Origin of the sequence: Agrobacterium sp. M50-1, assembly GCF_049843495.1 — a bacterium.
Lineage (GTDB): Bacteria > Pseudomonadota > Alphaproteobacteria > Rhizobiales > Rhizobiaceae > Agrobacterium > Agrobacterium radiobacter.
This window is the reverse complement of sequence record NZ_JBBHZH010000001.1, coordinates 1-25,749: the sequence shown is the minus strand read 5'-3', so window position 1 is coordinate 25,749 and position 25,749 is coordinate 1. Positions and strand designations below refer to the sequence as shown.

Genomic DNA, 25,749 nt, shown 5'->3' with positions numbered 1-25,749 from the left:
GGCGTTTCATTTGGTGGCTTTACCCGTTCTTCCTGAACCACGCCGAGAGATAATCGACAAAGCTGCGCACCTTGGCGGGCAGGTAGCGGCGATGCGGATAGACCGCATAAATGCCCCTGTCCTTGGAAATATAATCGTCAAACAGCGTCACCAGTTCACCGGACTGGATGTAAGGTCGGGCGATGAAATCCGGTACCAAAGCGATGCCGAGACCGGCGCGCGCCGCGCGCAGCGTCGCCTGCGGGCTGTTGACCTCGATTGGCCCGCTGATGGTGACGGAATTCGAGCCGCCATCCGGCTCCAGATACCGCACTGTATTATGAAAACGCGTATTGGTGTCGATGATGAAGGGAACGCGGGAGAAGTCCTGTGGGCCATCGAGCGGCCCGTGTTGCGCCACGAAATCGGCCGTCGCCACCGCATAGACCCGGAAATCGGAAAGCTTGCGGGCAATGAGGCCCGAATCTTCGAGCCGGGTGATTCGAACCGCGAGATCGAAACCTTCCTCGATCAGGTCGACGAACCGGTCTTCCGCGACAATTTCCAGCGACAGTTCAGGATTTTCCTTGGCAAAATCGATCAGGCTCTGGCCGACATCCGCATCGATGAAGGTGCGGGGAACGGAAATCTTGAGCTTGCCCTTCAGATCGGCATTCTTTTCACGCACCAGATCGGCGAGGTTATCGATCTCCTTCAGAATATCGGAGGCGGTGCGGTAATAGGTGTGGCCGGCTTCCGTCAGCGAAAACTGCCGGGTGGTGCGGTTGAGGAGCAGCGCGCCGAGATCATCTTCCAGTTCCCGCACATATTTGGACAGAAGCGCCTTGGAGCGCCCGGTCTTGCGCGCTGCGGCGGAAAACCCCTCAGCTTCGACAACATCGATAAAGGCGCGGATGCGGGTCAGCGTGTCCATGAAAATCCTCCAGTTCGTTCCACATAATTGAACGCTGAAAGGCGACTGTTCAACCTTAAAATCGCTGCTGAAAAAATCCGCGACATGATGAAAAAATCCTCTTGATTATGACGGCGAATATTCTTATCTCCCGTGCTGCCCAAAGTCGCACGTGCCCATGTGTGTCCGCCGAGTCCTCGATGTGGTGAGGATTTAGGTAAGGTACCTGGAACTAACCCCTCCAGTCGCTATTCCGGCCAACCGGGAAATGCGAGGACATATGAAGCAACGACGGTGCGGGCCTTTCTGGTTCTCTGCCGGCTTTCCATCAGCCGGGGTACTGAAGAGGCACACCATCATTGCCTGAAGTGCGGTCGGGTCATTCCCTCCAATCGATGGCAGACAAAGCCGAATGATGCTCTGGCAGGGCGTCGTTCACATTCGCGCCTTGAGCGTATGTTATCGAATCTGCGCCTCCACCGGCTGATTCGTATGCATATCTCGAGCGTCCTTTGTCCTTCGGATTTTTCCGGAGCCGGTTTAACAGGGAATATATCGATGACGACTGCACGCATTCTCGACTTCATCAAGACCCGACGTCCCGAAGGCCCTTGCCTCGTGGTTGATCTCGACGTCGTGCGCGACAATTTCAACGCTTTCCGGCATTCCCTGCCGAACAGCGCCATCTATTACGCCGTCAAGGCAAACCCGGCTCCCGAAATCCTGAAGCTGCTTGCTTCGCTCGGCTCCAACTTCGATTGCGCCTCCGTGGCTGAAATCCAGATGGCGCTCGACGCGGGTGCGACGTCCGACCGTATCTCCTTCGGTAACACCATCAAGAAGGAACGCGATGTTGCGCGCGCCCATGCGCTCGGCATCGATCTCTTCGCCGTTGATAGCCATGAGGAAGTCGAGAAGGTTGCCCGCGCCGCTCCCGGCGCACGCGTGTTCTGCCGCGTACTGACGGATGGCGAAGGCGCCGAATGGCCGCTGTCGCGCAAGTTCGGCTGCGTGCCGCAGATGGCTGTCGACGTTCTGGTCTATGCACATCAGCTCGGCCTCGAATCCTACGGCGTATCCTTCCATGTCGGTTCGCAGATGATGAATCTCGACGCATGGGATGCGGCGCTGGCCGATGCCAAGCGCGTCTTCGCTTCGCTTGCCAAGCAGGGCATCCACCTGCAGATGGTCAACATGGGTGGTGGTTTCCCGACCAAGTACCTGCGCGACGTTCCGGCTGCCGAAGAATACGGCCAGGCGATCGACACGGCGCTGCGCAAGCACTTCGGCAACCAGATCCCGAAGACGATCATCGAGCCGGGCCGCGGCATGGTCGGCAATGCCGGCGTCATCAAGGCGGAAGTTGTTCTCGTGTCGCGCAAGTCCGACAATGACAACCACCGCTGGGTATTCCTCGACATCGGCAAGTTCGGCGGTCTCGCCGAAACGATGGACGAGGCTATCCGTTACCCGATCCGCACCGAGCGCGATCAGGACGAGATGGAGCCCTGCGTTCTGGCCGGTCCGACCTGCGACAGCGCCGATGTGCTTTATGAAAAGAACATGTACCCGCTGCCGGTCTCTCTGACCATCGGCGACGAAGTTCTGATCGAAGGCACGGGCGCCTATACGACGACCTATTCGGCAGTTGCCTTTAATGGCTTCGAGCCGCTGAAGGCTTACGTCATCTAAGCGTCGGAAAATCCGATCATTAAAAGTCCGAACGCCGTCCGCTGAGCAGGGCGGCGTCTCGACCAAGCTTCCGTTCCGGCTTTGCCGATTGTGCTGATGCGCAAATCCCTGCTTGCTGCACCTCTTCCAGCCGAGGAAAGCGTGTCGGCGGGCCGGAACGGCTCCACCATTTTTTTATCAAGGGCCGCGTGTGGGCGGTAGTGTGACGGGAGGCCAAGGATGGCCGCTCTTTTGAATTCGGTACGGGCATTTTTCACACCGCAGACATTTCATGTCGATCAGGAAAATCCGGGCGATGTCGTCGCCCGTGAGAACCTCTTGGACCGCGCCATGGGCGCAGGCCGCCGCCGCAAGTCTTCCGAGAAGCTGCGCGCCGGCCGCGTTCCGGCCGAAGGCCTGGCGCTGGTCGCCCGCGATGAGGATGGCCACGTCATCGGCACGGTGCGCCTGTGGAATGTCGAGGCCGGCATCTCCCGCGAAGGTCGCGCCATCGAAGCGCTGCTGCTCGGCCCGCTGGCTGTCGATGCCGCCCATGAGGGCAAGGGCATCGGCTCGGCGCTGATGCGTGCAGCGATTGGCGAAGCCACCAAGCGCGGCCACGGCGCCGTTCTTCTGGTTGGCGACGCCCCTTATTACGAACGTTTCGGCTTTTTCGCTGACAAGGCCCAGCATCTCATCATGCCTGGCCCGTTCGAGCGCAGCCGTTTCCTGGCGCTGGAACTGAAAGCCGGCTGGCTGGAGGGCGCTGCCGGTCTGCTCGTGGCAAGCGGTCGCAGGCTCTCGGCCTGAGACGAACCTCGCTGCTGATATAAAACCCCGGCCCAAGCCGGGGTTTCTTGTTTCTGCTATATGGCCATGGGATCGGCCGTTGCCCGCCCATAATTTCCCGGGCGCCTCTTGCGCGCAAAAATTTACGGGTATATACCCGAGACAAATGCCAAACGATAGTTGCCACTGCATCCTCTTGCGCAAAGCATCCCGTAAGGTCTCGTCCTATTATGACGAGGCCCTGGCGCCGCTTGGCGTCAATATCGGTCAGTTCAGCCTGCTGCGGAACATCAACCGCACCGCGCCCGTCTCGCTAACCGATCTGGCCGCGCGGGTGGAACTGGATCGCTCCACCGTCGGCCGCAACGCCAAGGTGCTGGCTCGTATGGGTCTGGTGGCCATCGGCCACGGTGAGGACCAGCGGGAAGCGATGCTGACGGTGACGAAGGAAGGCCACGCAATCCTGAAGGCGGGTGCGCCGCTCTGGGATGGGGTGCAGGATGAAATCGAGGCCCGGCTTGGGCCCGAGAAGACAGCACAATTGCAGGAACTGCTCGCAGCCCTGTAATTTTTGGGGATATGCGGGTATCTGCCCGCAATATGGGGTATATACCCGCAAAATATCGGCCACGGCCGCTGGAAAGGGAATTGATCATGCTCTCCACACGCCTCGCCAGCTGGATGGCCGGCAGAAATCTGCATTATGGCTGGCTCGTTGCCGCAACCACCTTTCTGACCATGCTGGCCACCGCCGGTGCGATGGGATCTGCGGGGGTGATGATCCAGCCGCTGCACAAGGAATTCGGCTGGGATATTGCTGATATTTCTTCCGCAATGGCTGTCAGGCTGGTGCTTTTTGGCCTGCTTGGGCCTTTTGCCGCCGCCTTCATGAATCATTTCGGCGTCCGGCAGGTGGTGTCCACCGCGCTTGCCCTGATCATGGGCGGCATTGTCGCCTCATTTTTCATGACCGAGGTATGGCAATTGCTGCTGCTCTGGGGCGTGGTGATCGGTGTCGGCACCGGCATGACCGCCCTGGTATTGGGCGCCACCGTGGCGGCTCGCTGGTTTTCCAAGCGTCGCGGATTGGTGATCGGCCTCATGACGGCGAGCAACGCCACCGGCCAGCTGGTCTTTCTGCCGCTGCTGGCGGCGCTGACGGAAGCCTATGGCTGGCGAACCGCCCTGACCCTGTCCGTCGCGGTAATTGCCACCGCCATGGTCCTTGTCCTGCTTTTGATGCGTGACCATCCGGCCGATGTCGGCCTGCCGGCCTATGGCGAGACAGTGGTGGCAAAGCCGGTCAAGCAGGATCACAATCTTCTTGCCACATTGCTATCGCCGCTGGTGACGCTGAAGAGCGTATCGGGCAATCCGGTCTTCTGGGTGCTGTTCGGCACATTTTTCGTCTGCGGGCTTTCGACCAACGGTCTCATCCAGACGCACTGGATTTCTATCTGCGGCGATTTCGGCATGGCTGCAGTAACGGCGGCGGGCACGCTGGCGGTAATCGGTATTTTTGATTTCTTCGGCACGATTTTCGCCGGCTGGCTTTCCGACCGGTTCGACAATCGCTTCCTGCTGTTCTGGTTCTATGGTCTGCGGGGCCTGTCCCTGCTCTACCTTTCCTTTTCGGGGTTCAGCTTCGTGGAGCTTTCGGTCTTTGCCGTCTTTTACGGGCTGGACTGGGTAGCGACCGTACCGCCGACGGTGAAACTTGCCGCCGAGAATTTCGGCCGTGAAAAAGCCGGTCTCGTTTTCGGGTGGGTCTTTGCCGGCCACCAGCTGGGAGCCGCCACCGCCGCATTTGGCGCCGGTTTCTTCAAGAGCGACTTCGACACCTATATGCCCGCGCTGCAGATTGCCGGTCTGATGTGCATGATCGCGGCCGTCTCGGTGCTGCTTCTGCGCAAGCCCGGTTCCGCGAGCCTCACGCCCCAGGCCGCGTGAGAAAGGTGATGCACTGAAAAAGGCCTGCCGATGCAGGCCTTTTGTATTTCCCAGAATATGTGCCGGGCGCGCAGTGTACCGCTCATAGACCGCGAATGTATCTGTTGCGAAATTATCACAATGCGCGCCGGTTCTCAGTTCCCTTGCGCGATCCGTATCCCGGTTTGATCCATCTCAATCGGCCTGCCTTTCCCGTCGTCATAGTGGCTCCCAAGCGGTTGCGGCAGGCGACGATTCGCAGTCCCGCCGTCATCAGCCGGTTTCCGGGGACTTGCCCGGCTGCGGTGCGCTACAGGAGAGATGGAATGACGAACAGAAACAGAAAAATCGCCCTGCTTGCCAGTGTCATGGCTGGTGTTGCGGCCACGCTGATATCCGCTAATGCCATGGCGGCCGATCTGGCCCCGGCAGCGCCGGCGCCCACCGCGGAAGAGGCGATTGCTGCGGCAAGCCCGTGGATGCTGCGCGTGCGTGGTCTCGGCGTCATCACCAATGATAGCGGCAGCGTCGATGGTGTGCCGGGCGCCGGACTGTCCTATTCGGATACCGTAATTCCCGAACTCGACATCAGCTATTTCTTTACCGAAAACTTTGCGGCCGAACTCATCCTCGGCACCACCTATGCCAAGATCAATGGCGAGGGCGTGCTGGCCGGCACGCCCGTCGGCAAGACCTGGCTTCTGCCGCCAACGCTGACGCTGCAATATCACTTCACCGATTTCGGCGCCTTCAAGCCCTATATCGGCGCGGGCGTGAACTATTCGCTGTTCTACAACCAGTCGGAAAAGCCCGGTTTCAGCAATCTCGACGTGAAGAACAAGCTCGGTGCTGCCGTGCAGGTCGGTTTCGACTATATGCTGGACGAGCATTGGGGCGTGAACTTCGACGTCAAGAAGATCTTCCTGAAGACCGACTGGACCGCGGAACTCGGCGGCACGCCGATCAGCGGCAAGGCGAAGCTCGATCCCTGGCTGATCGGCGCGGGTATCACCTATCGCTTCTGAGCACGGTTCGATGTTGCGCCGCCTTTGACGGGCGGCGCTAGATCGGCTATAGGACGGCCACGGGCGTAAGAGCCCCGGCCGTCCGCAGGCGTTTGCGCCCCTGGTGAAGCTCTTTCCTGAATAACGGTCATCCCCCATGTTTTGCATGTCGTCGATGGCAACGCGGACCCCCTTCGGAACATTCGGCATGCGCATGTTGGAGAACCGTTATGAACGTGTCCAAACCGCTTCCCGCGCTTGAGGGTCTGAAGGAACAGGCAAAACGCCTGCGCGCCGCCCTCGAAGGTGAGGGGCAGGCAATCAACCATTCGAAGGCGCTGGAACTCATCGCTGCGCAATATGGCTTCCGCGACTGGAACACCCTCCACGCAGCGACCGGCAATCGCCCCGCCTTCAATCCCTATCTTCTGGGCTCAAGGGTGGAAGGCTTTTATCTTGGCCAGCCCTTCGTGGCCTCCGTTCTGGGCGTGCAGGCGCTCGGCGGCGATCCCGAACGCTACCGGCTGACCCTGCATCTCGACGATCCGGTGGATGTGGTGACTTTCGAAAGCTTTTCCACCTTCCGTCAGCGGGTTCACTGCAACGTCGACACCTCCGGACGCACCGTGGAGAAAACCTCCAACGGCCGGCCGCAGGTGGAACTGGTCTGGTAGGGGGAGGCCAAAGGTTAAATGCGGGCATCCACCAGATGTCGGTCAGGACACTTACCTGCCCTTAAAGCTCTCCTTCGTCATGCTCGGGCTTGTCCCGAGCATCTGCAACGTCGTGATTTTGTTCACCGTGATCAGATCCTTGAGACAAGCCCAAGGATGACCTCGAGCGAAGGGTATGTTTGTCAGCGATCTGACCGAATGGCGGGTGTCTCGCCTTCCGTCAAAAAGCCTAAATCCGCTTGCCCGACGCATCGAATAGATGGAAATCCTTTGCCTGTGCGGCGATTTTCAGTGTTTCGCCGATGCGCAGCTGCGAACGACCGTGGACGCGGAAGATGATGGCGGTGCCATCCGCGAAGGAGCCGTGCACATAACTTTCCGCACCCACCAGTTCCACGGCGTCCACCTGCACCGTGCCGCTGAAGGCTGCGTCCGCAGGGGCTTCGTCGGCAAGTGTGATGTCCTCGGGGCGGATGCCGAGTGTGGCGACGCCTTGCGGCAATGCAGTGGTTCCCTGCACCGACCAGCCGGAGGAGCCGTTGGACGTCGCCGCGCCGTGGTTGAGCAGGTTCATCGAGGGGGAGCCGATGAAGGTGGCGACGAAGGTGGTGGCCGGTTTTTCGTAAAGCTCGATCGGCGTGCCCATCTGCTCGATGCGGCCGGCATTCAGCACCACCAGCCGGTCTGCCAGCGTCATGGCCTCCATCTGGTCATGGGTAACGTAGACGCTGGTGGTGGCGAGCGAGCGTTGCAGGCGGCGGATTTCGACGCGCATCTGCACGCGCAGCTTGGCGTCGAGGTTGGAGAGCGGCTCATCGAACAGGAAGGCGGCGGGCTTGCGCACGATGGCGCGGCCCATGGCCACACGCTGGCGCTGGCCGCCGGAAAGCTGGCGCGGCCTGCGCTCCAGGAACTGTTCGATTTCCAGCGCCTTGGCCGCCTCGGTGATACGCCGATCGATCTCGTCCTTCGGCGTGTTGCGGTTCTTCAGGCCGTAGGCAAGGTTCTGCCGCACCGTCATATGCGGATAAAGCGCATAATTCTGGAACACCATGGCGATGTCGCGGTCCGACGGTTCGAGATCGTTGACGACGCGATCACCGATGATGATCTGGCCGCCAGAAATGCCCTCCAGTCCGGCAATCATGCGCAGCAGGGTGGATTTTCCGCAGCCGGAGGGGCCGACGAGCACGATCATCTCGCCGTCGGCGATGTCCATCGATACGCCCTTGATGGCCTCGACATTGCCGCCATAAACCTTGCGGACGTCTTTTAGCGCAATTTTTGCCATTACTTCTCGGTCTCCACCAAACCTTTGACGAACCAGCGCTGCATCAGCACCACAACGATAACAGGGGGGATGATGGCGAGGATCGCCGTCACCATCACATAATTCCAGGGCGTCGAAGCGTCGGTGAAGTCCACCATGCGCTTGAGGCCGATGATGATCGTGTTCATCTTGGCGTCGTTGGTCACGAGCAGCGGCCAGAGATATTGGGTCCAGCCATAGATGAACAGGATCACGAAGAGGGCAGCAATATTGGTTTTCGACAGCGGCAGCAGGATATCGCGCATGAAGCGGAACGGCCCGGCATTATCGATACGCGCCGCCTCGACCATTTCACCGGGAATGGTCAGGAAGAACTGCCGGAACAGGAATGTTGCCGTCGCGGACGCCATCAGCGGCAGTGTCAGTCCCGCATAGGTGTCGATCAGCCCAAGATCGACGATGACCTTGTAGGTGGGCAGAATGCGCACCTCCACCGGCAGCATGAGCGTGATGAAAATCATCCAGAAGAAGCCCATGCGGAAAGGGAAGCGGAAGAAGACGATGGCGAAGGCCGACAGGAAAGAGATGACGATCTTGCCGATGGCGATGGCGAGCGCCACGACGAAGCTGTTGAACAGCAGCCGCTCGAGGCTGACACCGACAACCCTTTCCACGCCGCCGACCATGGCGTCAGTATAATTTTCACCGAGATGGCCGCCGGGCAGCAGCGACATTGGCGGGCGGATGATGTCGTTCGACGTCATCGAGGAGGCGACGAAGGTGTAATAGATCGGGAAGGCCACAATGATGATGCCGAGAACCAGCATCAGATGGGCGATCACGCGGGCGACCGGGCGATTTTCAATCATGGGAAATCCTCAGCCGTAATGCACGCGCTTCTCGACGAAGCGGAACTGGAAGGCGGTCAGCGCAATGACGATCACCATCAGGATCACGGATTGCGCGGCGGAAGAGCCGAGATTGAGGTTTACGAAGCCATCATTATAGACCTTGTAGACCAGCGTTTCCGTGGCCTTTGCAGGCCCGCCGCCGGTCACGGCATGGATGATGCCGAAGGTATCGAAGAAGGCGTAGACCGTGTTGACGACCAGCAGGAAGAAGGTTGTCGGCGCAAGCAGCGGAAAAACGATGGTCCAGAAGCGCCGCGAACCGCGCGCGCCATCTATAGAGGCCGCTTCCAGCAATGATTTAGGAATTGCCTGCAAGCCTGCGACAAAAAACAGGAAATTGTAACTGATCTGCTTCCATGCGGCGGCCGCGACGACGAGCAGCATGGCCTGATTGCCGTTGAGCAGCGGGTCCCACATGATACCGTTGCGGCGCAGGATGTAGGAGAAGGTTCCCATGGCCGGGTTGAACATGAAGAGCCACAACATGCCGGCCACGGCGGGCGCGACGGCGTAAGGCATGATCATCATGGTGCGGTAAAAGCCTTTACCGCGCACCACGCGGTCCGCCGCTGTCGCCAGAAGCAGCGCCAGCCCCATGGAGACGAGTGCGGTCAGGATGCTGAAGATGACCGTGACCTGTAGCGAGTTCAGATAGCTTTCATCCGAGAGCACGGCAGAAAAATTGGCCAGCCCGACGAAATTGCTGCTCAGCCCGAAGGCGTCCTCGCGCATGGTTGACTGGTAGAGCGCCTGACTTGCGGGCCAGAAGAAAAAGATCACCGTCAGGATGATCTGTGGCGCGACCAGCAGATAGGGTAGGATCTTGTTGGGGAATACGACGCTTTGCACGGCGATCTCCTGATGAGATGGGAATACCGCCCGCACCTGATAAGGATGCGGGCGGAGCAGGGGATCGTTTAGTTGCCGGCAGCCTGCTTGATGGCTGCATCACCGCGCTCTACGATCTTGTCGAGAGCCGTTTTGGCATCCTGCTTGCCGGCCAGCATCGCCTCGAACTCTTCGTTCATGATGTCGCGGACCTGCGGCAGGTTCACGAGACGAACGCCCTTGGAGTTTTCTGTCGGCGGCTTGCCCATCATCTGCAGCAGCGGCGTTTCGCGGGCAGGGTTCTTGTCATAGAAGCCGGATTTCTTGGTTTCCTCATAGGCCGCGATCGTCACCGGCATGTAACCGGAGACCTGATGCAGGCGTGCCTGAATCTTGGTCTGAGAGAGGAAATGGAAGAATTCGGCCACACCCTTATATTCGGCTTCGCTCTTGCCGCCGAAGACCCAGAGGCTCGCGCCGCCGGGAATGGTGTTCTGCGGACCATGGCCCTCATAATAGGGAAGCTGGCCGATGCCGTAATTCATGCCGGTCTTGACGATATCGCCAAGGCCGCCTGAGGATTCGGTCAGGATGCCGCATTCGCCGGACATGAACAGCTGCTTGGCTTCCGAAGTGCGGCCGCCGTAACGGAAGACGCCGTCTTTCGCCAGATCGGCAATCGCCTGGAAGTGTTCAACGAAGAGCGGCGCGTTGACCGCAAGCTTGACATCGGTGCCACCAAGCCCGTTTTCATTGCTGCCATAGGAAACGTTGTTCCACGCGGCGAAGTTTTCAGTCTGAATCCAGGTGAGCCATGTGGAGGTGAAACCGCATTGGGCGGCACCGCTTGTCTTGATCTTCTTGGCGGCTTCGAAAACTTCCGGCCATGTCTTCGGCGGGTTGGCGGCATCGAGGCCGGCCTTCTGGAAGACATCCTTGTTGTAATAGAGGATCGGAGAGGACGAATTATAGGGGAAGGACAGCATGGTGCCGTCAGGCTTGGAATAATAGGCGACGATGCCGGCCAGATATTCGTCCTTGTTGAAGGTATAACCGCCTTCCTTCAGCACATCCGCCACCGGTTTGATGGCGCCGGCGGCACCCATCATCACGCCAGAGCCGGCGTCGAAGACCTGAATGATCGCGGGCGGCTGTTTGGCGCGGAAGGCGGCGATGCCGGCATTCAGGGTTTCCGGATAGGTGCCCTTGAAGACGGGCGTGATCTTGTAGTCTTTCTGGCTCTCGTTGAACTCTTTCGCCAGCGTATCCACGACCTCGTTATTGGCGCCGGTCATGGCGTGCCACCACTGGATTTCCGTTACTGCATATGCATTCGATGTGACAAAAAACGAAAGCGCGGATGCCGCGGCGAGGCGGTAGCTGAGTTTTTTCAAGGTGATTCCTCCCATTATGAAAACAGTAAAAGATACAGCCCCTTAATTGCAGCCTATCCTCCTCGATCCGGCTGCGGGCGATCTTTCCTGTATTAGCGCTACCGATTAAAAGCGAACTCTAACGAAAATGCAAGAGAACGTGGAACGATTAAAACGAAAGTGAAGGAAACGGATTTATTATTCCATTTCCTTCGTTCCGTGGTTTTTTCATGCGCCCGAGAGTTGGGAGCATGTGGATATGCCCTTTTCCTCCCCGGCATAAGGGAATTGCTCTTGCCGGAACTCCCCTAATCACCATTGATATGTTATTACATTACATATTATGGTTTCGTGAATTTTATGGATAGCGAAGGTGTTGGCGTGTTTGGAATGAAGCGGAAGAAGGCGGTGGAGCGCAGAGGCGACGCAACCGTCGCGCCATCCGTCAGCACGGTGCCGGTCACCCTGCTGACGGGTTTTCTGGGGGCGGGCAAGACGACGTTGCTGAACGAGCTTCTGGCTGAGCCGGCCATGCGTGATGCTGCGGTTATCGTCAATGAATTCGGCGCGGTGCCTATTGATCACGGTCTGGTGCGGACGGGTTCTGAACGATATTTCAGAACGACGACGGGCTGCATCTGCTGTACCGCCACCAGCGATATCCGGACCTCGCTTTACGAGCTGCATCAGGCCTTTCTGGAAGGGGTGATGCCTGAGGTATCGCGCGTCGTCATCGAAACCACCGGCCTTGCCGATCCCGCGCCGATCATCAACAGCCTGATCGCCGGCGGCACGCCGGCGCTTGGCCTGCGCGATCACATCGTGGCCCGGCATTTCCATCTTTCGGGCGTGGTCACGGCTTTCGACGTTGTCTCCGGTCCGGCGATGCTCGACAGTTTTATCGAAGGCTGGAAACAGCTTGCCTTTGCCGACCACGTCGTCCTGACGAAAACCGATCTTGCGGATGCCGCGGCTATTGACCGCGAAAGCCTCGCGGATCTCAATCCTGCGGCGTCGTTTCATGACCGTAATGCGGCCGGCTTCGACCTGATGTCGTTATTTAAGGCATCGGATTATTCGCTGCGCGGCAAGCCGGAGGATGCGCCGGGATGGCTTACGGCCGACAGGCTTAGCCTTCATGCCGCCCATCACCACGATATCAACCGCCATGGCGTCGGGGTCGAGGCTTTCGATCTCACCTTTGACGGTGTCCTTGATCCGCAGGCGATTGTCACTTTTCTTGAACTCGTCACCAGCAATGTGCATTCCGGCCTGTTGCGGCTCAAGGGAATTTTCGGTGCGGCGGATGACCCTGAGCGGCCGGTTGTCGCCCATGCGGTGCAGCATCGGCTTTATCCTCTGACCCGGTTGAAAAGCTGGCCGGATGGCGAGCGCGTCACGCGCATCGTCCTGATCGGCATGGATATGCCGCAGCAGCCGATCCGCGATCTGTTCGATACATTGGCCTCGCAGGCGGGGCGGAAGGCATTCCGATGACGGTAAAAACGAATCCGCTTGCACGCAGCGGCTCCGCGATCGTCTCGCGGGCCCGCATCATGAAGGATTGGACGCGGGAACTGCTGCGCCTTTCAGAAGACGACATCGTCTCCGTCCACGAGATTTCCTGCGCGCTGCCGAATTGCCCGCCGAAGGAAACCGTGATCCTCATTCTGTCCGCATCCGGCAAGATCCGGCAATTGTCGGTCCATAAGGCGCTGCTGGATGTAGCCCGTCACGATGTCGTCGAGGCCATTGCCGCTGATGTGCCGTAAGGCCGTGTGAAATGTCGCCCGCTTGACGGCGGGAGCGTCATCCGGCACTTCGGCAAAGACCGTGAGATTCGCGGATGATGAAGGACGGGTAATGGCCGATCTGGCAGTATATGCGGGTTTGTTTCTGACGGCGTTTATCGCGGCGACCATTCTGCCCATGCAGTCGGAGGCGGCGCTGGCGGGCCTCATCCTTCTTAAGTCCCAGCCTGTCTGGCTACTGGTCGCCGTGGCCAGCGCCGGCAATGTTGCAGGCTCCTTTGCCAACTGGCTGCTTGGCCGCGGCATTGAGCGCTTTCGGCATGAACGCTGGTTTCCGGTCGGGGAGGCGGCGCTGGAGCGCGCGCAGAACTGGTATCGCCGTTATGGCAAATGGTCCCTGCTCATCAGCTGGGCGCCGCTGATCGGCGATCCGCTGACGGTTGCCGCCGGCATCATGAAGGAGCCGCTGCCGGTCTTCCTGCTGCTGGTCACCATCGCCAAGGTCGGGCGTTATCTTGTGCTGGCGCTTGTGACGCTGAATTTTCTGTAGTGTTTCGCAAGAAACGCTGCGGCCTGTTTCTTCTCCTCGCCGGGGAGAAGATGGCCCGAAGGGTCAGATGAGGGGGCAAGCTTACCGCATATCGCTACCCTCGCCCCCTTATCCCGCTGCCGCGACCTTCTCCCCGGCGGGGAGAAGGCGAAAGACGCAACCGCTCGGCTGAAATGCGGGCGGTGGAGACAATCAAGCCGCCTGCCGGTCCCAGCTTGCGAAAGGATCCGGCAGGTGCCGCCATGCATCCGGTGTGAATGCCTCGGTATCGATCAGGCAGGCATCGAGCTGCGCGCGGATGCGCGCCTCGTTCATCGGGTCGGAGCCGATGAAGACGATTTCCTGCCGCCGGTCGCCGAAGACCGGATCGAGATAGGGCTTCATCATATCCAGGAACTGCTTTTCGCGCGGCCATTGCTCTTTGGGCACGGCGGACCACCACAGGCCCATCCTGCCGGTGCGAACCAGCGCGCCGGCCTGGCTGATCTCCCCGACATAACGCGGTCGCGTTGCCAGCCAGAAGAAGCCCTTGGCGCGCACCACGCCGGGCCAGGCGCGGTCGATGAAGCGCTGGAACAGCACTGGGTCAAACGGCTTTTGAGCGCGATAGACGAAGGAGCGGATGCCATATTCCTCGGTTTCGGGAATGTGATCCTTGAAGCCGTGCAATTCCTTGAACCATAGAGGGTGTTCTTCAGCCCTGGCGAAATCGAAACGGCCGGTGCCCAGAACCTCCTTCAGCGCCACCTTGCCGAAATCGGCCTCGATGAGTTTCGCATCCGGGTTCAGCCCGACGATGATCTTGCGTGCGGCGTCCCGCTCATCCGGTGTGGCGGTGCCGATCTTGTTGAGGACGACGACATCGGCAAATTCGATCTGCTCGACCAGAAGGTCGACGATGGTTCGGTTGTCACCTTCGCCCGCCGTTTCGCCCCGGTCGGCCAGAAAATCAGACGAACCGTAATCCTTGAGAAGATTGGCGGCATCCACCACCGTCACCATGGTGTCCAGACGCGCGACATCGGAAAGGCTGCGGCCGTTTTCATCGCGAAAATCGAAAGTTGCTGCGACCGGCAGCGGTTCGGCGATGCCGGTGGATTCAATCAGCAGGTAATCGAAACGGCCCTGTTCGGCCAGCGCCCGCACCTCGGTCAGCAGGTCGTCGCGCAGCGTGCAACAGATGCAGCCATTGGTCATTTCCACCAATTGCTCCTCCGTGCGGGAGAGATTGGCGCCGCCATCGCGCACCAGCGCGGCGTCGATATTGATCTCACTCATGTCATTGACGATCAACGCCACGCGCAGACCTTCGCGATTGGCGAGAATATGATTGAGAAGCGTCGTCTTGCCGGCGCCCAGAAAGCCGGAAAGCACGGTGACGGGAAGTTTTTTTGACATGCGGACCTCGTTCTCTAGCAACGGTCGCGTGGACCTCATATTGGCCACGTCAGAAGATCTGGAAACGAGGGGTTCGGGATTTCTCGCTTCCATGAATGTAACGTAATAACATTACATTCTAGTTGTATGTCAACCTGCTATGGCAAAAAACGTCCCGCAACGGAGTGGTCTGCGGCTTGGGGAGCGCGCAACGCCATCTTTCCAATGGTTAATGTTATTTCATTACATATTCGTTTGACGAATGTAATAACATTACATATTACGGGTCATCGAATGACATCCTGCCCCGGAGGGATCGATGAACGATCCGTGCCTTGCCTTCAAAAACCTGACACTTGGATATGCCGGCCGCGCGGCGGTGCATCACCTGAACGGCGATATTGCCAAAGGCTCGCTCACTGCGGTGGTCGGCGCCAATGGCTCTGGAAAATCGACGCTGATGAAAGGCATTGCCGGCATTCTGAAGCCGCTTGGCGGCGAATGCCGGGTGAGTTCAGGTATTGCCATCGCCTATCTGCCGCAGCAATCGGAACTCGACCGCTCATTTCCCGCGCAGGTGCGGGATCTGGTGGCGCTTGGCCTCTGGCCGAAACGCGGCCTGCTGGGCCGCCACCGTCCGGCGGACCGGGCGGCGATGGGCCGCGTGATGGAGGCCGTCGGGCTTTCTGGTTTTGAGAGGCGCAATATCGACTCCCTCTCAGGCGGCCAGATGCAGCGGGCTCTGTTTGCCCGCGCCATGTTGCAGGATGCGCAGTTGATCCTGCTGGACGAACCCTTCAACGCCGTCGACGAGCGTACCGTTGCCGACCTTATGGTGCTGATCAAATCATGGGTGGCGGAAGGGCGCACGGTCCTTGCCGTCCTTCATGACCATCAATTGGTGCGGCAGCACTTTCCCCAAACCCTGTTCCTTGCCCGCAAGCTTGTTGGTCTGGGCACGACTGCCGATGTCCTCAAGGCGGAGAACATCCGGCAGGCGCGGCATTTCCATGAGGCATGGGAGGAAAATGCACCCTGGTGTGAGCCAGCCGACGACCCTTCCGGCCAAATAGTCGCGGCAAGTCCGCAGATGGCATCCGCTCATTCCCATTCCCACTCACACGCGAATTCGAATGCCCATGGCTGATATCTTCATCCAACCCTTCGTCCAGTATGTCTTCATGCAGCGCGCGCTTGCCGGCGCCTTGATCCTTGCCGTCAGCTGCGGTCCGGTCGGGGTGTTTCTCATGCTGCGCCGCATGAGCCTGACGGGTGACGCCATGTCTCACGCCATCCTGCCGGGGGCGGCTGTCGGGTTTCTGTTTTACGGACTGGAAATCCTGCCGATGACCATTGGCGGGCTGGCCGTCGGCCTTCTGGTCGCGCTGGGTGCAGGCGCTGTGTCACGCTTCACCATCCAGAAGGAAGACGCGTCGCTTGCCGCCTTTTATCTCATTTCACTGGCGCTCGGCGTGCTGCTTGTCTCGTGGCGCGGTTCGAGCGTGGATCTCATGCATGTGCTGTTCGGTACGGTGCTCGCGCTGAACAACGAGGCGCTCGGCCTGATCGGCGGCATCTGCATCGTGACGCTTCTGGTGATGATCACCTTCTGGCGGGCGCTGCTGGCGGAATGCCTTGATCCCCTGTTCCTGCGCTCGGTCAGTAACTGGGGCAGCCCGGTGCATTTCCTCTTCCTCGCCATTGTCGTGCTCAATCTTGTTGGCGGCTTCCAGGCGCTGGGAACGCTGCTGTCGGTCGGCCTCATGATGTTGCCCGCCGCCGCCAGCCGCTTCTGGTCCAACCGCGTCGCACCCATGTGCTTCATTTCCATCGGCATCGGCATGATCTCCTGCTTTGCGGGCCTGCTCTTGTCCTATCACGCGTCGCTGCCTTCAGGCCCGGCGATCATCCTTTCTGCGGGCGTCATCTATGCGCTCTCCATCCTCGTCGGCACGCGTGGCGTGCTCAGCGATCTTCTCGGTTCCGGCCGTCACAGAACGGCCTGAAAACAGCGTTCGAAAAAGGAGAATCTTCATGTTCAAAACCCTCCGTCTAGCCACCGGCGTCAGCCTTCTTTCCCTCTCCCCGGTTCTGGTGGCGCAGGCGTCCGCCGCCGAACTCAAGGTCGTGGCGAGCTTCTCGATCATCGCCGATTTCGCCAAAAATGTTGGCGGCGACCGCGTCGAGATCACCACACTAGTCGGGCCGGATGGCGACGCCCATGTCTATGAACCACGCCCGGCCGATGCCGTCGCCGTCAGCAAGGCGGATGTGGTGCTGGTCAATGGCCTGGAATTTGAAGGCTTCCTGAAGCGTCTGATCGACACAAGCGGCACAAAGGCGCCGGTGGTGGAGCTGACGAAGGGCGTGGAACCGCTCAAGCTTTCCGAAGAACCGGCAGGCCATGCGCATCCGGAAGCCGAGGAAGAGGAAGGTCACGACCACAAGGCAGAAGAAGCCGGCCACAAGCACGAGACGACGGAGGCCCATGATCACGATCACGGCCATGAGGGGCATCACCATCACGGCGAGTTCGACCCCCATGCCTGGCAGTCGATCAAGAATGCCGAAATCTACGTGAAGAACATTGCCGGCGCATTTTGCGAGGTCGACAAGGCCGGTTGCGCCACTTACACAGCCAATTCGGATGCCTATATCGCCAAGCTTGCCGCTCTGAACGAGAAGGTGAAGACCGAGATCGCCGCCATCCCGCCGGAAAAGCGCGTCATCATCACCTCGCATGACGCCTTCGGTTATTTCGAGCATGCCTATGGCCTGAATTTCCTCGCGCCCGAGGGCGTATCGACGGAGTCCGAAGCCTCGGCCGCCGATGTCGCGAAGCTGGTGGATCAGGTGAAGCACGACAAGGCTTCGGCAATCTTTGTCGAAAACATCACCGACAAGCGGCTGATCGACCAGATCGCCAGCGAAACGGGTCTGAAAGTTGGCGGCACGCTCTATTCCGACGCGCTTTCGACCGCCGATGGCCCGGCTGCGACCTATATCGACATGATCAACCACAATATCGAGACGATCACGGCGGCCGTGCTCGGCCAGTAAGTTCGACCATATCGCTGTGAGTTCGGGGAGGGTGGCTTGTGCCGCCCTCTCTGCTTTTGTGTTTATGCAATGGCCTTGGAACTCTTCCTTTAACGATTTCCATATTGGTGCTAAAAAGCCTCCTCATGTCCGATGCGCTTCACATCTTCACCGACGGCTCCTTCGACGATGCCTCCAGATCCGGAGGATGGGCGTTCTTGGTTCATGACGCGGGCCACCAAGTCCATTCCGCTTCAGGCAGGACTGTCGGCACATCGAACAATACGTTCGAGGTCCTCGCCGTCCTCAATGCACTATCCTGGATCGCTGTCGAGGCGCCAACGCGGGCTGTCACGCTCTGGACGGATGCCGTTCATGTCATCGAAGGCTGCCGCCGATATAGGGCGATCTGGCGCAACAACGGCTGGAAGCGGATCACGCCTAACCAGCACACTCGCCGAAGGCCGATTCCCGACAGGGAAATCTGGCAGCAGCTCGACAGGCTGCTGGAGCAGCACCCCCATGTGGTCGTGCAATGGTGCAAAGGGCATTCCGGCACTGTCGGCAACGAGCATGCCGATGCTTTGGCGCGTGGAGTGGCCCGCGCGACGGTGACCTAGCCGACAGCCGTCAGTCGCCGCGATTCGGCGGCTTAATCTCTTCACTTCAGTCATCCCGCGTCTCGACCTTTTCCTTATCGAGCTGCTGCGTCGGCACTTTTTACCGCACGCCCAACCACGCAATCACGCAAGGCCACCTGAATCGTTTCAGGTATTCCGCTGCCATTTCGGCGGCGCAACAGGACGTCGCGGAGGAGTGGCGCAACCGGCATCCGTCCTTACCGGTTGACAATCGATTTACCGTTTGAAATGGTAAGATGTCAGACCAATTTAAAGGGAACGTCTTGGACAGATCCGGCCGCGAATTGATGCAGCCTATTCCACCCAGCGACCGCGTGCGCCAGGTTGAGGCTGCACTTTCCGATTATGTCGAGAGAGCGGGGCTGAAGGCTGGAGACCGGCTGCCGGCCGAGCGGGAGCTGATGGTGGCGCTCGGTGTTGGCCGTTCCACGATCCGCGAAGTCATCCGCAAATTTCAGGCGCTCGGCGTCATCGACAGCCGCAAAGGCAGCGGCAATTATCTCTTAAAGCCGATTTCCGCTGCCACCGTGCATATGCCGATCTCGATCGATGCCGAAAGCCTGCGTGATGCGCTGCTGATGACGCTGGAAGTGCGGCGTGGCATCGAGGTGGAGGCCTCCATGGCCGCCGCGCGCCGCCGGACTGCTGAGGATATCGCCACGATGGAAGCGCGGCTCGACGAAATGGAGCGCGTGCATCTGGCCGAGGGAACCTCCGGCAAGGCCGACCTTGCCTTCCATCTTTCGATCTACGATGCCACCCACAACACGCTTTTCAAGCAGCTTCTGGAGCAGATGCGCGAAGGTTTCGAACGTTTCTGGCTGAAGCCTTTCGACCGGCCGGACTTTGCAAGCCGCTCCTTTCCCTTTCACCGCACGCTGTTCAACGCCATCGCCGCCGGCGATGCCGAGACCGCCCGTGAAGAAACACTGAAAATCCTCGCCGTGGTCGAGGAGGATATCAAGGACATGTCGAAATGAACCAAGGCAACGATCTCTTCGATCCCGCCTCCCTGATTGTAGCGCATGACGAGATCCACGCTTTCGAAGCCGTGGTCCCGCCGCTGGTGCAGACCTCGCTTTTTACCTTTTCCAGCTACGATGAAATGGTCTCCACCTATCGCGGCGAAAAGGTGCGGCCGGTCTATACGCGCGGGCTGAACCCGACCGTGCGCCTGTTCGAGGAGATGCTGGCAAAGCTGGAAGGTGCGGAAGATGCGCTCGGTTTTGCAAGCGGCATGTCGGCTATTTCCTCCACCGTTCTCTCCTTCGTTTCGCCGGGCGACCGTATCGTCGCGGTGCGCCATGTCTATCCCGATGCGTTTCGCCTGTTCGGCACCTTCATGCAGCGCATGAATATCGAAGTTGTTTACGTAGACGGCCGCGACGAGGCGGCGGTTGAAAAGGCGATGCCGGGCGCGAAGCTTTTCTACATGGAAAGCCCGACAAGCTGGGTGATGGAGGCCCATGATGTCGGCGCGCTCGCCGCGATTGGCAAGCGCCATGGCGCGGTCACCGTCATCGACAATTCCTGGGCAAGCCCGGTCTTCCAGCAGCCGATCTCGCTTGGCGTCGACCTCGTGGTGCATTCGGCATCGAAATATCTCGGCGGCCACAGCGATGTGGTCTCCGGCGTGGTTGCCGGTTCCAAGGCGATGATCGACCGCATCCGGGCGGAAACCTATCCCTATCTCGGTGGCAAGATGTCGCCTTTCGATGCCTGGCTGCTCATTCGGGGCTTGCGCACCCTGCCGTTGCGCATGAAGGCCCATCAGGCCTCGGCGCTTGATATCGCAACCCGTCTTCATGCGCTCGATGTGGTGGAGAAGGTCTGCCATCCGGGGCTGACGAACCATTTGCCGCCCGGCCTTAACGGCACGTCGGGCCTGTTTTCATTCATTTTCAAGGAAGGGGTGGATGTGCGCGCTTTCGCCGATCGCCTCAAGCTTTTCAAACTGGGTGTTTCCTGGGGCGGGCATGAAAGCCTGATCGTCCCCGGCGAAGTGGTGCTCGAACAGAAGGCGCAGCCGAACTCCGCCCACACCTTCGGCATCAGCGCGCGTTCGGTGCGCCTGCATATCGGACTGGAGGGCACCGAAGCGCTCTGGAACGATCTCGAACCCGCGATCAAGGCGGCCTCCGCCGCCTGACGCGTTTTAAACCTGACGACAAAAAAGGGGAGAACGACATGAAAAAACTGGTAACAGCAGCAATCTTCACCGCCCTGATGACCGGAACGGCGCTGGCGGACACAACCTTGAAACTGGTCGAAGTCATTACAAGTCCCGAACGGACGGAAACGCTAAAGGGCATCGTTTCGAAATTCGAAGCGGCCAATCCCGGCACCAAGGTGGAAATCATCTCCCTGCCGTGGAGCGAAGCCTTCCAGAAATTCGCCACCATGGTGTCGGCCGGCGATATTCCCGACGTGATGGAAATGCCCGACACCTGGCTTTCGCTCTACGCCAATAACGGCATGCTCGAAAGCCTCGAGCCCTATCTCGCCAAGTGGGAGCATACAGCGGGCCTCAGCGAGCGCACGCTGGAACTCGGCCGCGACGTGAAGGAAACGGCCTATATGCTGCCCTATGGTTTCTACCTCAGGGCCATGTTCTACAACAAGAAACTGCTGGAACAGGCCGGCGTGAAGGAGCCGCCGAAGACGCTCGACGAATTCGCCGATGCCTCCAAGAAGGTCGGGGCGCTTCCCGGCAAATACGGCTATTGCCTTCGCGGCGGACCGGGTGGCCTTAACGGCTGGGTCATGTTCGGTGCATCCATGGCGGGCTCGAACGAGTTTTTCACCAAGGACGGCACATCCACTTTCGACAGCCCCGGCTGGGTGAAGGGCCTGACCTATGTGATCGATCTCTACAAGAACGGGCTGGCGCCGAAGGACAGCGTCAACTGGGGCTTCAACGAGATTGTCGCTGGCTTTTATTCCGGCACCTGCGCCTTCCTCGATCAGGATCCGGACGCACTGATCGCCATCGCCCAGCGCATGAAGCCGGAAGATTTCGGCGTCATGACCATGCCGAAGGGACCTGACGGCAAGACCTTCCCGACCATCGGTTTTGCCGGCTGGTCGATCATGTCGGCATCCGCCAACAAGGACCTCTCGTGGAAGCTGGTCGAGACGCTGGAAGGGCCGGAAGGCAATATCGAGTGGAACAAGAAGACGGGGGCGCTGCCGGTGCACAAGTCGGCGGAGAAGGACCCCTTCTATGCCAGCGAGCAGTTCAAGGGCTGGTTCGACGAACTTGCCGACAAGAACGCCGTGCCGACGACGATGCCGACCTATCTTGAGGAATTCGCCTTCTTCAAGGATTCGCTTGTGATCAAGACATCGCAGGAGGCGCTTCTCGGCGATATCACGCCTGAAGACCTCGCCAAGCAATGGGCTGATTACATGACCAAGGCGCAGCAGAAGTTCCTGGCCTCGAAGTAACGACACGGACCGGCCGCGCGGGCGACAATGCCCGTGCGGCGGGTCTTGCCGGCCTTCGCTGCGACAGGCCTTTTCCTGCAATTTTTCGGATCGGTGAGCCGAGAGGCTGGAAAACCCGTCCGTTCCGTCGTCCGATCAGGGAGCGATACAATGTCCTATGCCCATGGCGCCGGGCCGGTGGCCGCGCGCAAACCGGCTGGCAAACCAGCAATGCGAAGGTTTGCCGATTGGGCCGAACCCTGGCTCTACAGCGCGCCCGTGCTGGTGCTCATCGTCGCCGTCATGCTCGTGCCGCTGGTGCTTGGCCTTTCCTATGCCTTTCGTGATGTGCAGCTGCTCAATCCGTTTTCCGGCGGTTTCGTTGGCCTGAAACATCTGGAGGCGCTGTCGCAGGATGCGGCCTTTTACCGGGCGCTGAAGAACACGCTGTGGTGGACGGGCGCTTCCGTGTTCCTGCAATTCTTCTTCGGCCTCATTCTGGCGCTGCTGCTGGACAAGCCCTTTGCGGGCAGGGGGCTGGCGCAGGCGCTGGTATTCCTGCCATGGGCCGTGCCGACCTTCCTTGCCGGCCTCAACTGGGCATGGCTGTTCAACCCGGTCATCGGGCCGCTGCCGCACTGGATGGTCTCGCTCGGGCTTTTATCCGCGCCCAACAATATTCTCGCCGATCCGCGTCTCGCCATGTGGGGGCCGATCATAGCCAATGTCTGGTGGGGCATTCCCTTCTTCGCCATCACCCTGCTTGCCGCATTGCAGGCGATCCCGCGCGATCTTTACGAGGCGGCGGAAATTGACGGGGCAAACCCGCTGCAACGCTTCACCTCCATCACGTTGCCGTTTCTCGCGCCCACCATCGCCATCACCATTCTGCTCCGCACCGTCTGGATCGCCAATTTCGCCGATCTCATCATCGTCATGACCAATGGCGGACCGGCGGACCGCACGCAGATCGTCGCCAGCTACATCTTCACGCAGGCCTTCCGACGTCTCGATTTCGGTTATGCCTCGGCCATCGCGCTGGTGCTTCTGGTGCTGCTTCTGGCCTATTCCATGCTGATCGTGCTGTTGCGCCAACGCCTTATCGAGAAGGACTGACCGATGACATCAAGGATATTCCTCACCCTTGCCCATCGCCTCGCGATCCTCGCCTATATCGCCTTTGCGCTTTTTCCGCTGTTCTGGCTGCTCAAGGTCTCCGTCACGCCGAATGACCTGCTTTACAGCGAAGGTGTGCGGATGTGGCCCTCGCGCGCGACATGGGATCACTATCGTTTCGTCATAGAAAACAGCGCTTTCCCGACGTTTTTTAAGAACAGTGTCATCGTCGCGGGCTCAACGGCGCTTGCCGTGACGGTACTCTCGTCACTATCAGGTTATGCGCTGTCGCGCTTCCGCTTCAAGGGCAAATACTGGATCGTGGCGCTGATGCTGATTACCCAGATGTTTCCGCTGGTCATGCTGGTCGCGCCGATCTTCAAGATGCTGTCGCCGCTCGGCCTCACCAACAGTCTCACCGGCCTCGTTATCGTCTACACGGCGTTTAACGTACCCTTCGCCACCTTCCTCATGCAGTCCTTCTTCGACGGCATTCCGAAGGATCTGGAAGAGGCAGCGATGATCGACGGGGCGAGCCGGTTTACGGCCTTCCGCCAGATCATCCTGCCGCTGACGCTGCCGGGTATTGCCGCCACTCTGGGATTCGTCTTCACCGCCGCGTGGAGCGAGCTTCTGTTTGCGCTGATGCTGATTTCCGGCAATCAGAGCGCCACCTTCCCGGTCGGGCTTCTGACCTTCGTTTCCAAATTTTCCGTCGATTTCGGGCAGATGATGGCCGCGGGCGTTCTGGCGCTCATTCCGGCCTGCCTCTTCTTCCTGCTCATTCAACGTTATCTCGTGCAGGGCCTGACGGCCGGCGCGGTGAAAGGATAATCCCATGGCTTCCATCGAGCTGAAGAATGTCGGCAAGACCTATGGCGACCTTGCGGTCCTGCACGGGGTCGATCTGAAGATCGAGGACGGCGAATTCATCGTCCTCGTCGGCCCATCCGGCTGCGGAAAATCGACACTGCTGCGAATGATTGCCGGTCTGGAGGAGATTTCAGCAGGCGAATTGACCATCGACGGTGAGCGCGTCAACGACCGCAAGCCGAAGGACCGGGATATCGCCATGGTGTTCCAGTCCTATGCGCTTTATCCGCATATGAGCGTCGCCGACAACATGAGCTACAGCCTGCGCCTGCGCCGCAGCACCAAGGAGACAATCGCGGCGGCCGTGGCCGGTGCTTCGGCGAAACTCGGTCTCGATCCCTATCTGGCGCGCCGTCCGAAGGCGCTTTCCGGCGGCCAGCGCCAACGCGTCGCCATGGGCCGGGCCATCGTGCGCCAGCCTAAGGCATTTCTGTTCGATGAGCCACTCTCCAACCTCGATGCACGGCTTCGCGAGCAGATGCGGGCCGAAATCAAGCGCATGCATGCTGATCTCGGCGCTACCTCGGTTTATGTCACCCATGACCAGATCGAGGCGATGACGCTTGCATCCCGTATCGTCGCGATGAATGCCGGCCATGTGCAGCAGATCGGCGCACCGCTCGATCTCTACGATCGCCCAGCCAATCTGTTCGTCGCTGGTTTTATCGGTTCGCCGGGCATGAATTTTCTGGAAGGACGGCTCGGACGGGAGAATGGCGGTAGTTTCGTCGTGCTCGGCGATGGCACACGCCTCGAACTCGGCCGCGACGTGAAGCTTGCCGATGGTGAGCCGGTCACACTCGGTATCCGGCCGGAACATGTCACCGTCTCGCCTGCGGATGGTGCTGTCGAGGCGACCGTCGATCTCGTCGAGCCGACGGGTCTCGGCATCATCCTGCACCTGACCGTGCATGGATTGCCCTTCAAGCTGTTTTCGTCTGATCGGGCGCTGTTGCAGCCGGGCAAGTCCATGCGGGTCGGTTTCCCGCAGGAACGGCTTCATGTTTTTGACCGAAACGGTGTCAGGATCGACGAGGCCTGAACTTAAGGCGTCATATCGCGATGCCCTTGTCATCGAACCTGTGGATTTTGGCATCATCTGGTGTGATGAAGACGGTATCGCCGTGTTTGCATTCGAATTCACCGTCGGTTCTGGCGGTGATGGGGCCGATGCCGGGGACGTCGAGATGCAGGAAAGTGTCGGAGCCGAGATGTTCGGCAACCGTGACCTTGCCCTGCCACAGCCCGGTTTCTTTCGACAGCACCAGATGCTCGGGCCGCACGCCGGCGGTTGCGGCGCCCTTCTGGCGGGCGTAATCGCCGGTCACCAGGTTCATGCGCGGCGAGCCGATGAAGCCGGCGACGAAGAGGTTGGCGGGCGAGCGGTAAAGCTCCATTGGTGAGCCGACCTGCTCGATATTGCCGCGGTTGAGGACAACGATCTTGTCGGCCATGGTCATCGCCTCCACCTGATCGTGGGTAACGTAGATCATCGTTGTCTTCAGTGTATTGTGTAGCTCGGAGATTTCCAGCCGCATGGTGCCGCGCAGCGCCGCATCGAGGTTGGAAAGCGGTTCGTCGAACAGAAAGGCTTTCGGTTCGCGCACGATGGCGCGGCCGATGGCCACGCGCTGG

Annotated in this window: 26 protein-coding genes; 19 read left to right on the top strand and 7 right to left on the bottom strand. The window is 59.7% G+C overall.

All coding sequences use genetic code 11. From position 1 onward, the window contains the following. Positions 1-19 precede the first annotated feature (19 nt). A complete protein-coding gene (locus tag WDZ78_RS00130) occupies positions 20-913 on the bottom strand; it encodes a LysR family transcriptional regulator (RefSeq protein ID WP_003506591.1) in 894 nt (297 codons plus the stop codon). Between the two features lie 537 nt (positions 914-1,450). On the opposite strand from WDZ78_RS00130, the gene odc2 reads away from it, so the two are divergent. The 6 genes from odc2 (at position 1,451) to WDZ78_RS00100 (ending at position 6,959) form a co-directional block, all read left to right on the top strand. Continuing rightward, positions 1,451-2,584 carry an ornithine/lysine decarboxylase gene (gene odc2, locus WDZ78_RS00125; protein ID WP_004445074.1) on the top strand — a complete coding sequence of 378 codons (1,134 nt, stop codon included), beginning with the start codon at positions 1,451-1,453 and terminating at the stop codon, positions 2,582-2,584. 219 nt (positions 2,585-2,803) lie between these two features. Further along, positions 2,804-3,373, top strand: coding sequence for a GNAT family N-acetyltransferase (locus tag WDZ78_RS00120; protein ID WP_425671979.1), 570 nt, complete (start codon positions 2,804-2,806; stop codon positions 3,371-3,373). A gap of 145 nt (positions 3,374-3,518) precedes the next feature. Then, positions 3,519-3,920, top strand: coding sequence for a MarR family winged helix-turn-helix transcriptional regulator (locus tag WDZ78_RS00115; RefSeq protein ID WP_020813347.1), 402 nt, complete (start codon positions 3,519-3,521; stop codon positions 3,918-3,920). Positions 3,921-4,006: 86 nt separating this feature from the next. Beyond that, entirely contained in the window at positions 4,007-5,302 is a 1,296-nt protein-coding gene (locus WDZ78_RS00110) for an MFS transporter (protein ID WP_425671978.1), read from the top strand. 305 nt (positions 5,303-5,607) lie between these two features. After that, the gene (locus WDZ78_RS00105) at positions 5,608-6,306 is read left to right on the top strand and encodes an OmpW/AlkL family protein (RefSeq protein ID WP_020011753.1); all 699 of its coding nucleotides are present in this window, start codon (positions 5,608-5,610) and stop codon (positions 6,304-6,306) included. A 209-nt stretch (positions 6,307-6,515) separates the two neighbouring features. Continuing rightward, a complete protein-coding gene (locus WDZ78_RS00100; RefSeq protein WP_425671977.1) occupies positions 6,516-6,959 on the top strand; it encodes a glyoxalase superfamily protein in 444 nt (147 codons plus the stop codon). A 229-nt stretch (positions 6,960-7,188) separates the two neighbouring features. Here the strand turns inward: WDZ78_RS00100 and WDZ78_RS00095 are convergent, their stop codons facing one another. The 4 genes from WDZ78_RS00095 to ugpB form a co-directional block, all read right to left on the bottom strand. Further along, a complete protein-coding gene (locus WDZ78_RS00095; RefSeq protein ID WP_020011751.1) occupies positions 7,189-8,250 on the bottom strand; it encodes a sn-glycerol-3-phosphate import ATP-binding protein UgpC in 1,062 nt (353 codons plus the stop codon). After that, positions 8,250-9,098 carry a sn-glycerol-3-phosphate ABC transporter permease UgpE gene (gene ugpE, locus WDZ78_RS00090; protein ID WP_003506733.1) on the bottom strand — a complete coding sequence of 283 codons (849 nt, stop codon included), beginning with the start codon at positions 9,096-9,098 and terminating at the stop codon, positions 8,250-8,252. Before ugpE ends, WDZ78_RS00095 begins: the two co-directional genes overlap by 1 nt. Positions 9,099-9,107: 9 nt before the next feature. Continuing rightward, entirely contained in the window at positions 9,108-9,989 is an 882-nt protein-coding gene (gene ugpA / locus WDZ78_RS00085) for a sn-glycerol-3-phosphate ABC transporter permease UgpA (protein WP_425671976.1), read from the bottom strand. Positions 9,990-10,057: 68 nt separating this feature from the next. Beyond that, on the bottom strand, positions 10,058-11,368 hold the full coding sequence (gene ugpB, locus WDZ78_RS00080) for a sn-glycerol-3-phosphate ABC transporter substrate-binding protein UgpB (RefSeq protein ID WP_425672382.1): 1,311 nt from the start codon (positions 11,366-11,368) through the stop codon (positions 10,058-10,060). A 363-nt stretch (positions 11,369-11,731) separates the two neighbouring features. Here ugpB and WDZ78_RS00075 point away from each other — a divergent pair, with 363 nt between their 5' ends. From WDZ78_RS00075 to WDZ78_RS00065, 3 genes are all read left to right on the top strand, one after another. Beyond that, the gene (locus WDZ78_RS00075; protein ID WP_425671975.1) at positions 11,732-12,838 is read left to right on the top strand and encodes a CobW family GTP-binding protein; all 1,107 of its coding nucleotides are present in this window, start codon (positions 11,732-11,734) and stop codon (positions 12,836-12,838) included. Continuing rightward, positions 12,835-13,113 (top strand): hypothetical protein, encoded by a 279-nt coding sequence (locus tag WDZ78_RS00070; protein ID WP_425671974.1) that lies wholly within the window; start codon positions 12,835-12,837, stop codon positions 13,111-13,113. Before WDZ78_RS00075 ends, WDZ78_RS00070 begins: the two co-directional genes overlap by 4 nt. Positions 13,114-13,204: 91 nt before the next feature. Further along, positions 13,205-13,642 (top strand): YqaA family protein, encoded by a 438-nt coding sequence (locus WDZ78_RS00065; protein WP_020011746.1) that lies wholly within the window; start codon positions 13,205-13,207, stop codon positions 13,640-13,642. 192 nt (positions 13,643-13,834) lie between these two features. Here WDZ78_RS00065 and zigA read toward each other — a convergent pair whose 3' ends face one another. Then, entirely contained in the window at positions 13,835-15,040 is a 1,206-nt protein-coding gene (zigA, locus tag WDZ78_RS00060; protein WP_425671973.1) for a zinc metallochaperone GTPase ZigA, read from the bottom strand. Between the two features lie 298 nt (positions 15,041-15,338). Between zigA and aztA the strand changes: the two genes are divergently transcribed. The 10 genes from aztA to WDZ78_RS00010 all read left to right on the top strand — a co-directional run bounded on the left by aztA (position 15,339) and on the right by WDZ78_RS00010 (position 25,156). Then, positions 15,339-16,166, top strand: a complete 828-nt coding sequence (gene aztA / locus WDZ78_RS00055) for a zinc ABC transporter ATP-binding protein AztA (RefSeq protein WP_425671972.1) — start codon at positions 15,339-15,341, stop codon at positions 16,164-16,166. Continuing rightward, entirely contained in the window at positions 16,159-17,025 is an 867-nt protein-coding gene (gene aztB, locus WDZ78_RS00050) for a zinc ABC transporter permease AztB (RefSeq protein ID WP_026363934.1), read from the top strand. Before aztA ends, aztB begins: the two co-directional genes overlap by 8 nt. A 28-nt stretch (positions 17,026-17,053) precedes the next feature. Next, a complete protein-coding gene (aztC, locus tag WDZ78_RS00045; RefSeq protein ID WP_425671971.1) occupies positions 17,054-18,079 on the top strand; it encodes a zinc ABC transporter substrate-binding protein AztC in 1,026 nt (341 codons plus the stop codon). A gap of 125 nt (positions 18,080-18,204) precedes the next feature. After that, a complete protein-coding gene (locus WDZ78_RS00040; protein WP_425671970.1) occupies positions 18,205-18,678 on the top strand; it encodes a ribonuclease H family protein in 474 nt (157 codons plus the stop codon). A gap of 308 nt (positions 18,679-18,986) precedes the next feature. Next, a complete protein-coding gene (locus tag WDZ78_RS00035; RefSeq protein WP_425672381.1) occupies positions 18,987-19,679 on the top strand; it encodes a FadR/GntR family transcriptional regulator in 693 nt (230 codons plus the stop codon). Beyond that, positions 19,676-20,848: a PLP-dependent transferase gene (locus WDZ78_RS00030; protein WP_425671969.1), complete on the top strand. Its 1,173-nt coding sequence runs from the start codon at positions 19,676-19,678 to the stop codon at positions 20,846-20,848. The genes WDZ78_RS00035 and WDZ78_RS00030 overlap by 4 nt, the downstream gene beginning before the upstream one ends. A 38-nt stretch (positions 20,849-20,886) precedes the next feature. Then, a complete protein-coding gene (locus WDZ78_RS00025; RefSeq protein WP_425671968.1) occupies positions 20,887-22,146 on the top strand; it encodes an ABC transporter substrate-binding protein in 1,260 nt (419 codons plus the stop codon). A gap of 150 nt (positions 22,147-22,296) precedes the next feature. Next, a complete protein-coding gene (locus WDZ78_RS00020) occupies positions 22,297-23,241 on the top strand; it encodes a carbohydrate ABC transporter permease (protein WP_425671967.1) in 945 nt (314 codons plus the stop codon). A 3-nt stretch (positions 23,242-23,244) separates the two neighbouring features. Then, entirely contained in the window at positions 23,245-24,075 is an 831-nt protein-coding gene (locus WDZ78_RS00015; RefSeq protein ID WP_003499970.1) for a carbohydrate ABC transporter permease, read from the top strand. Positions 24,076-24,079: 4 nt separating this feature from the next. Next, complete coding sequence (locus WDZ78_RS00010) at positions 24,080-25,156, top strand: ABC transporter ATP-binding protein (RefSeq protein WP_025595914.1); 1,077 nt, start codon at positions 24,080-24,082, stop codon at positions 25,154-25,156. 10 nt (positions 25,157-25,166) lie between these two features. On the opposite strand, the gene WDZ78_RS00005 is transcribed toward WDZ78_RS00010, so the two are convergent. Further along, positions 25,167-25,749 (bottom strand): ABC transporter ATP-binding protein (locus WDZ78_RS00005; RefSeq protein ID WP_425671966.1); only part of this gene is annotated, 583 nt, incomplete at its 5' end.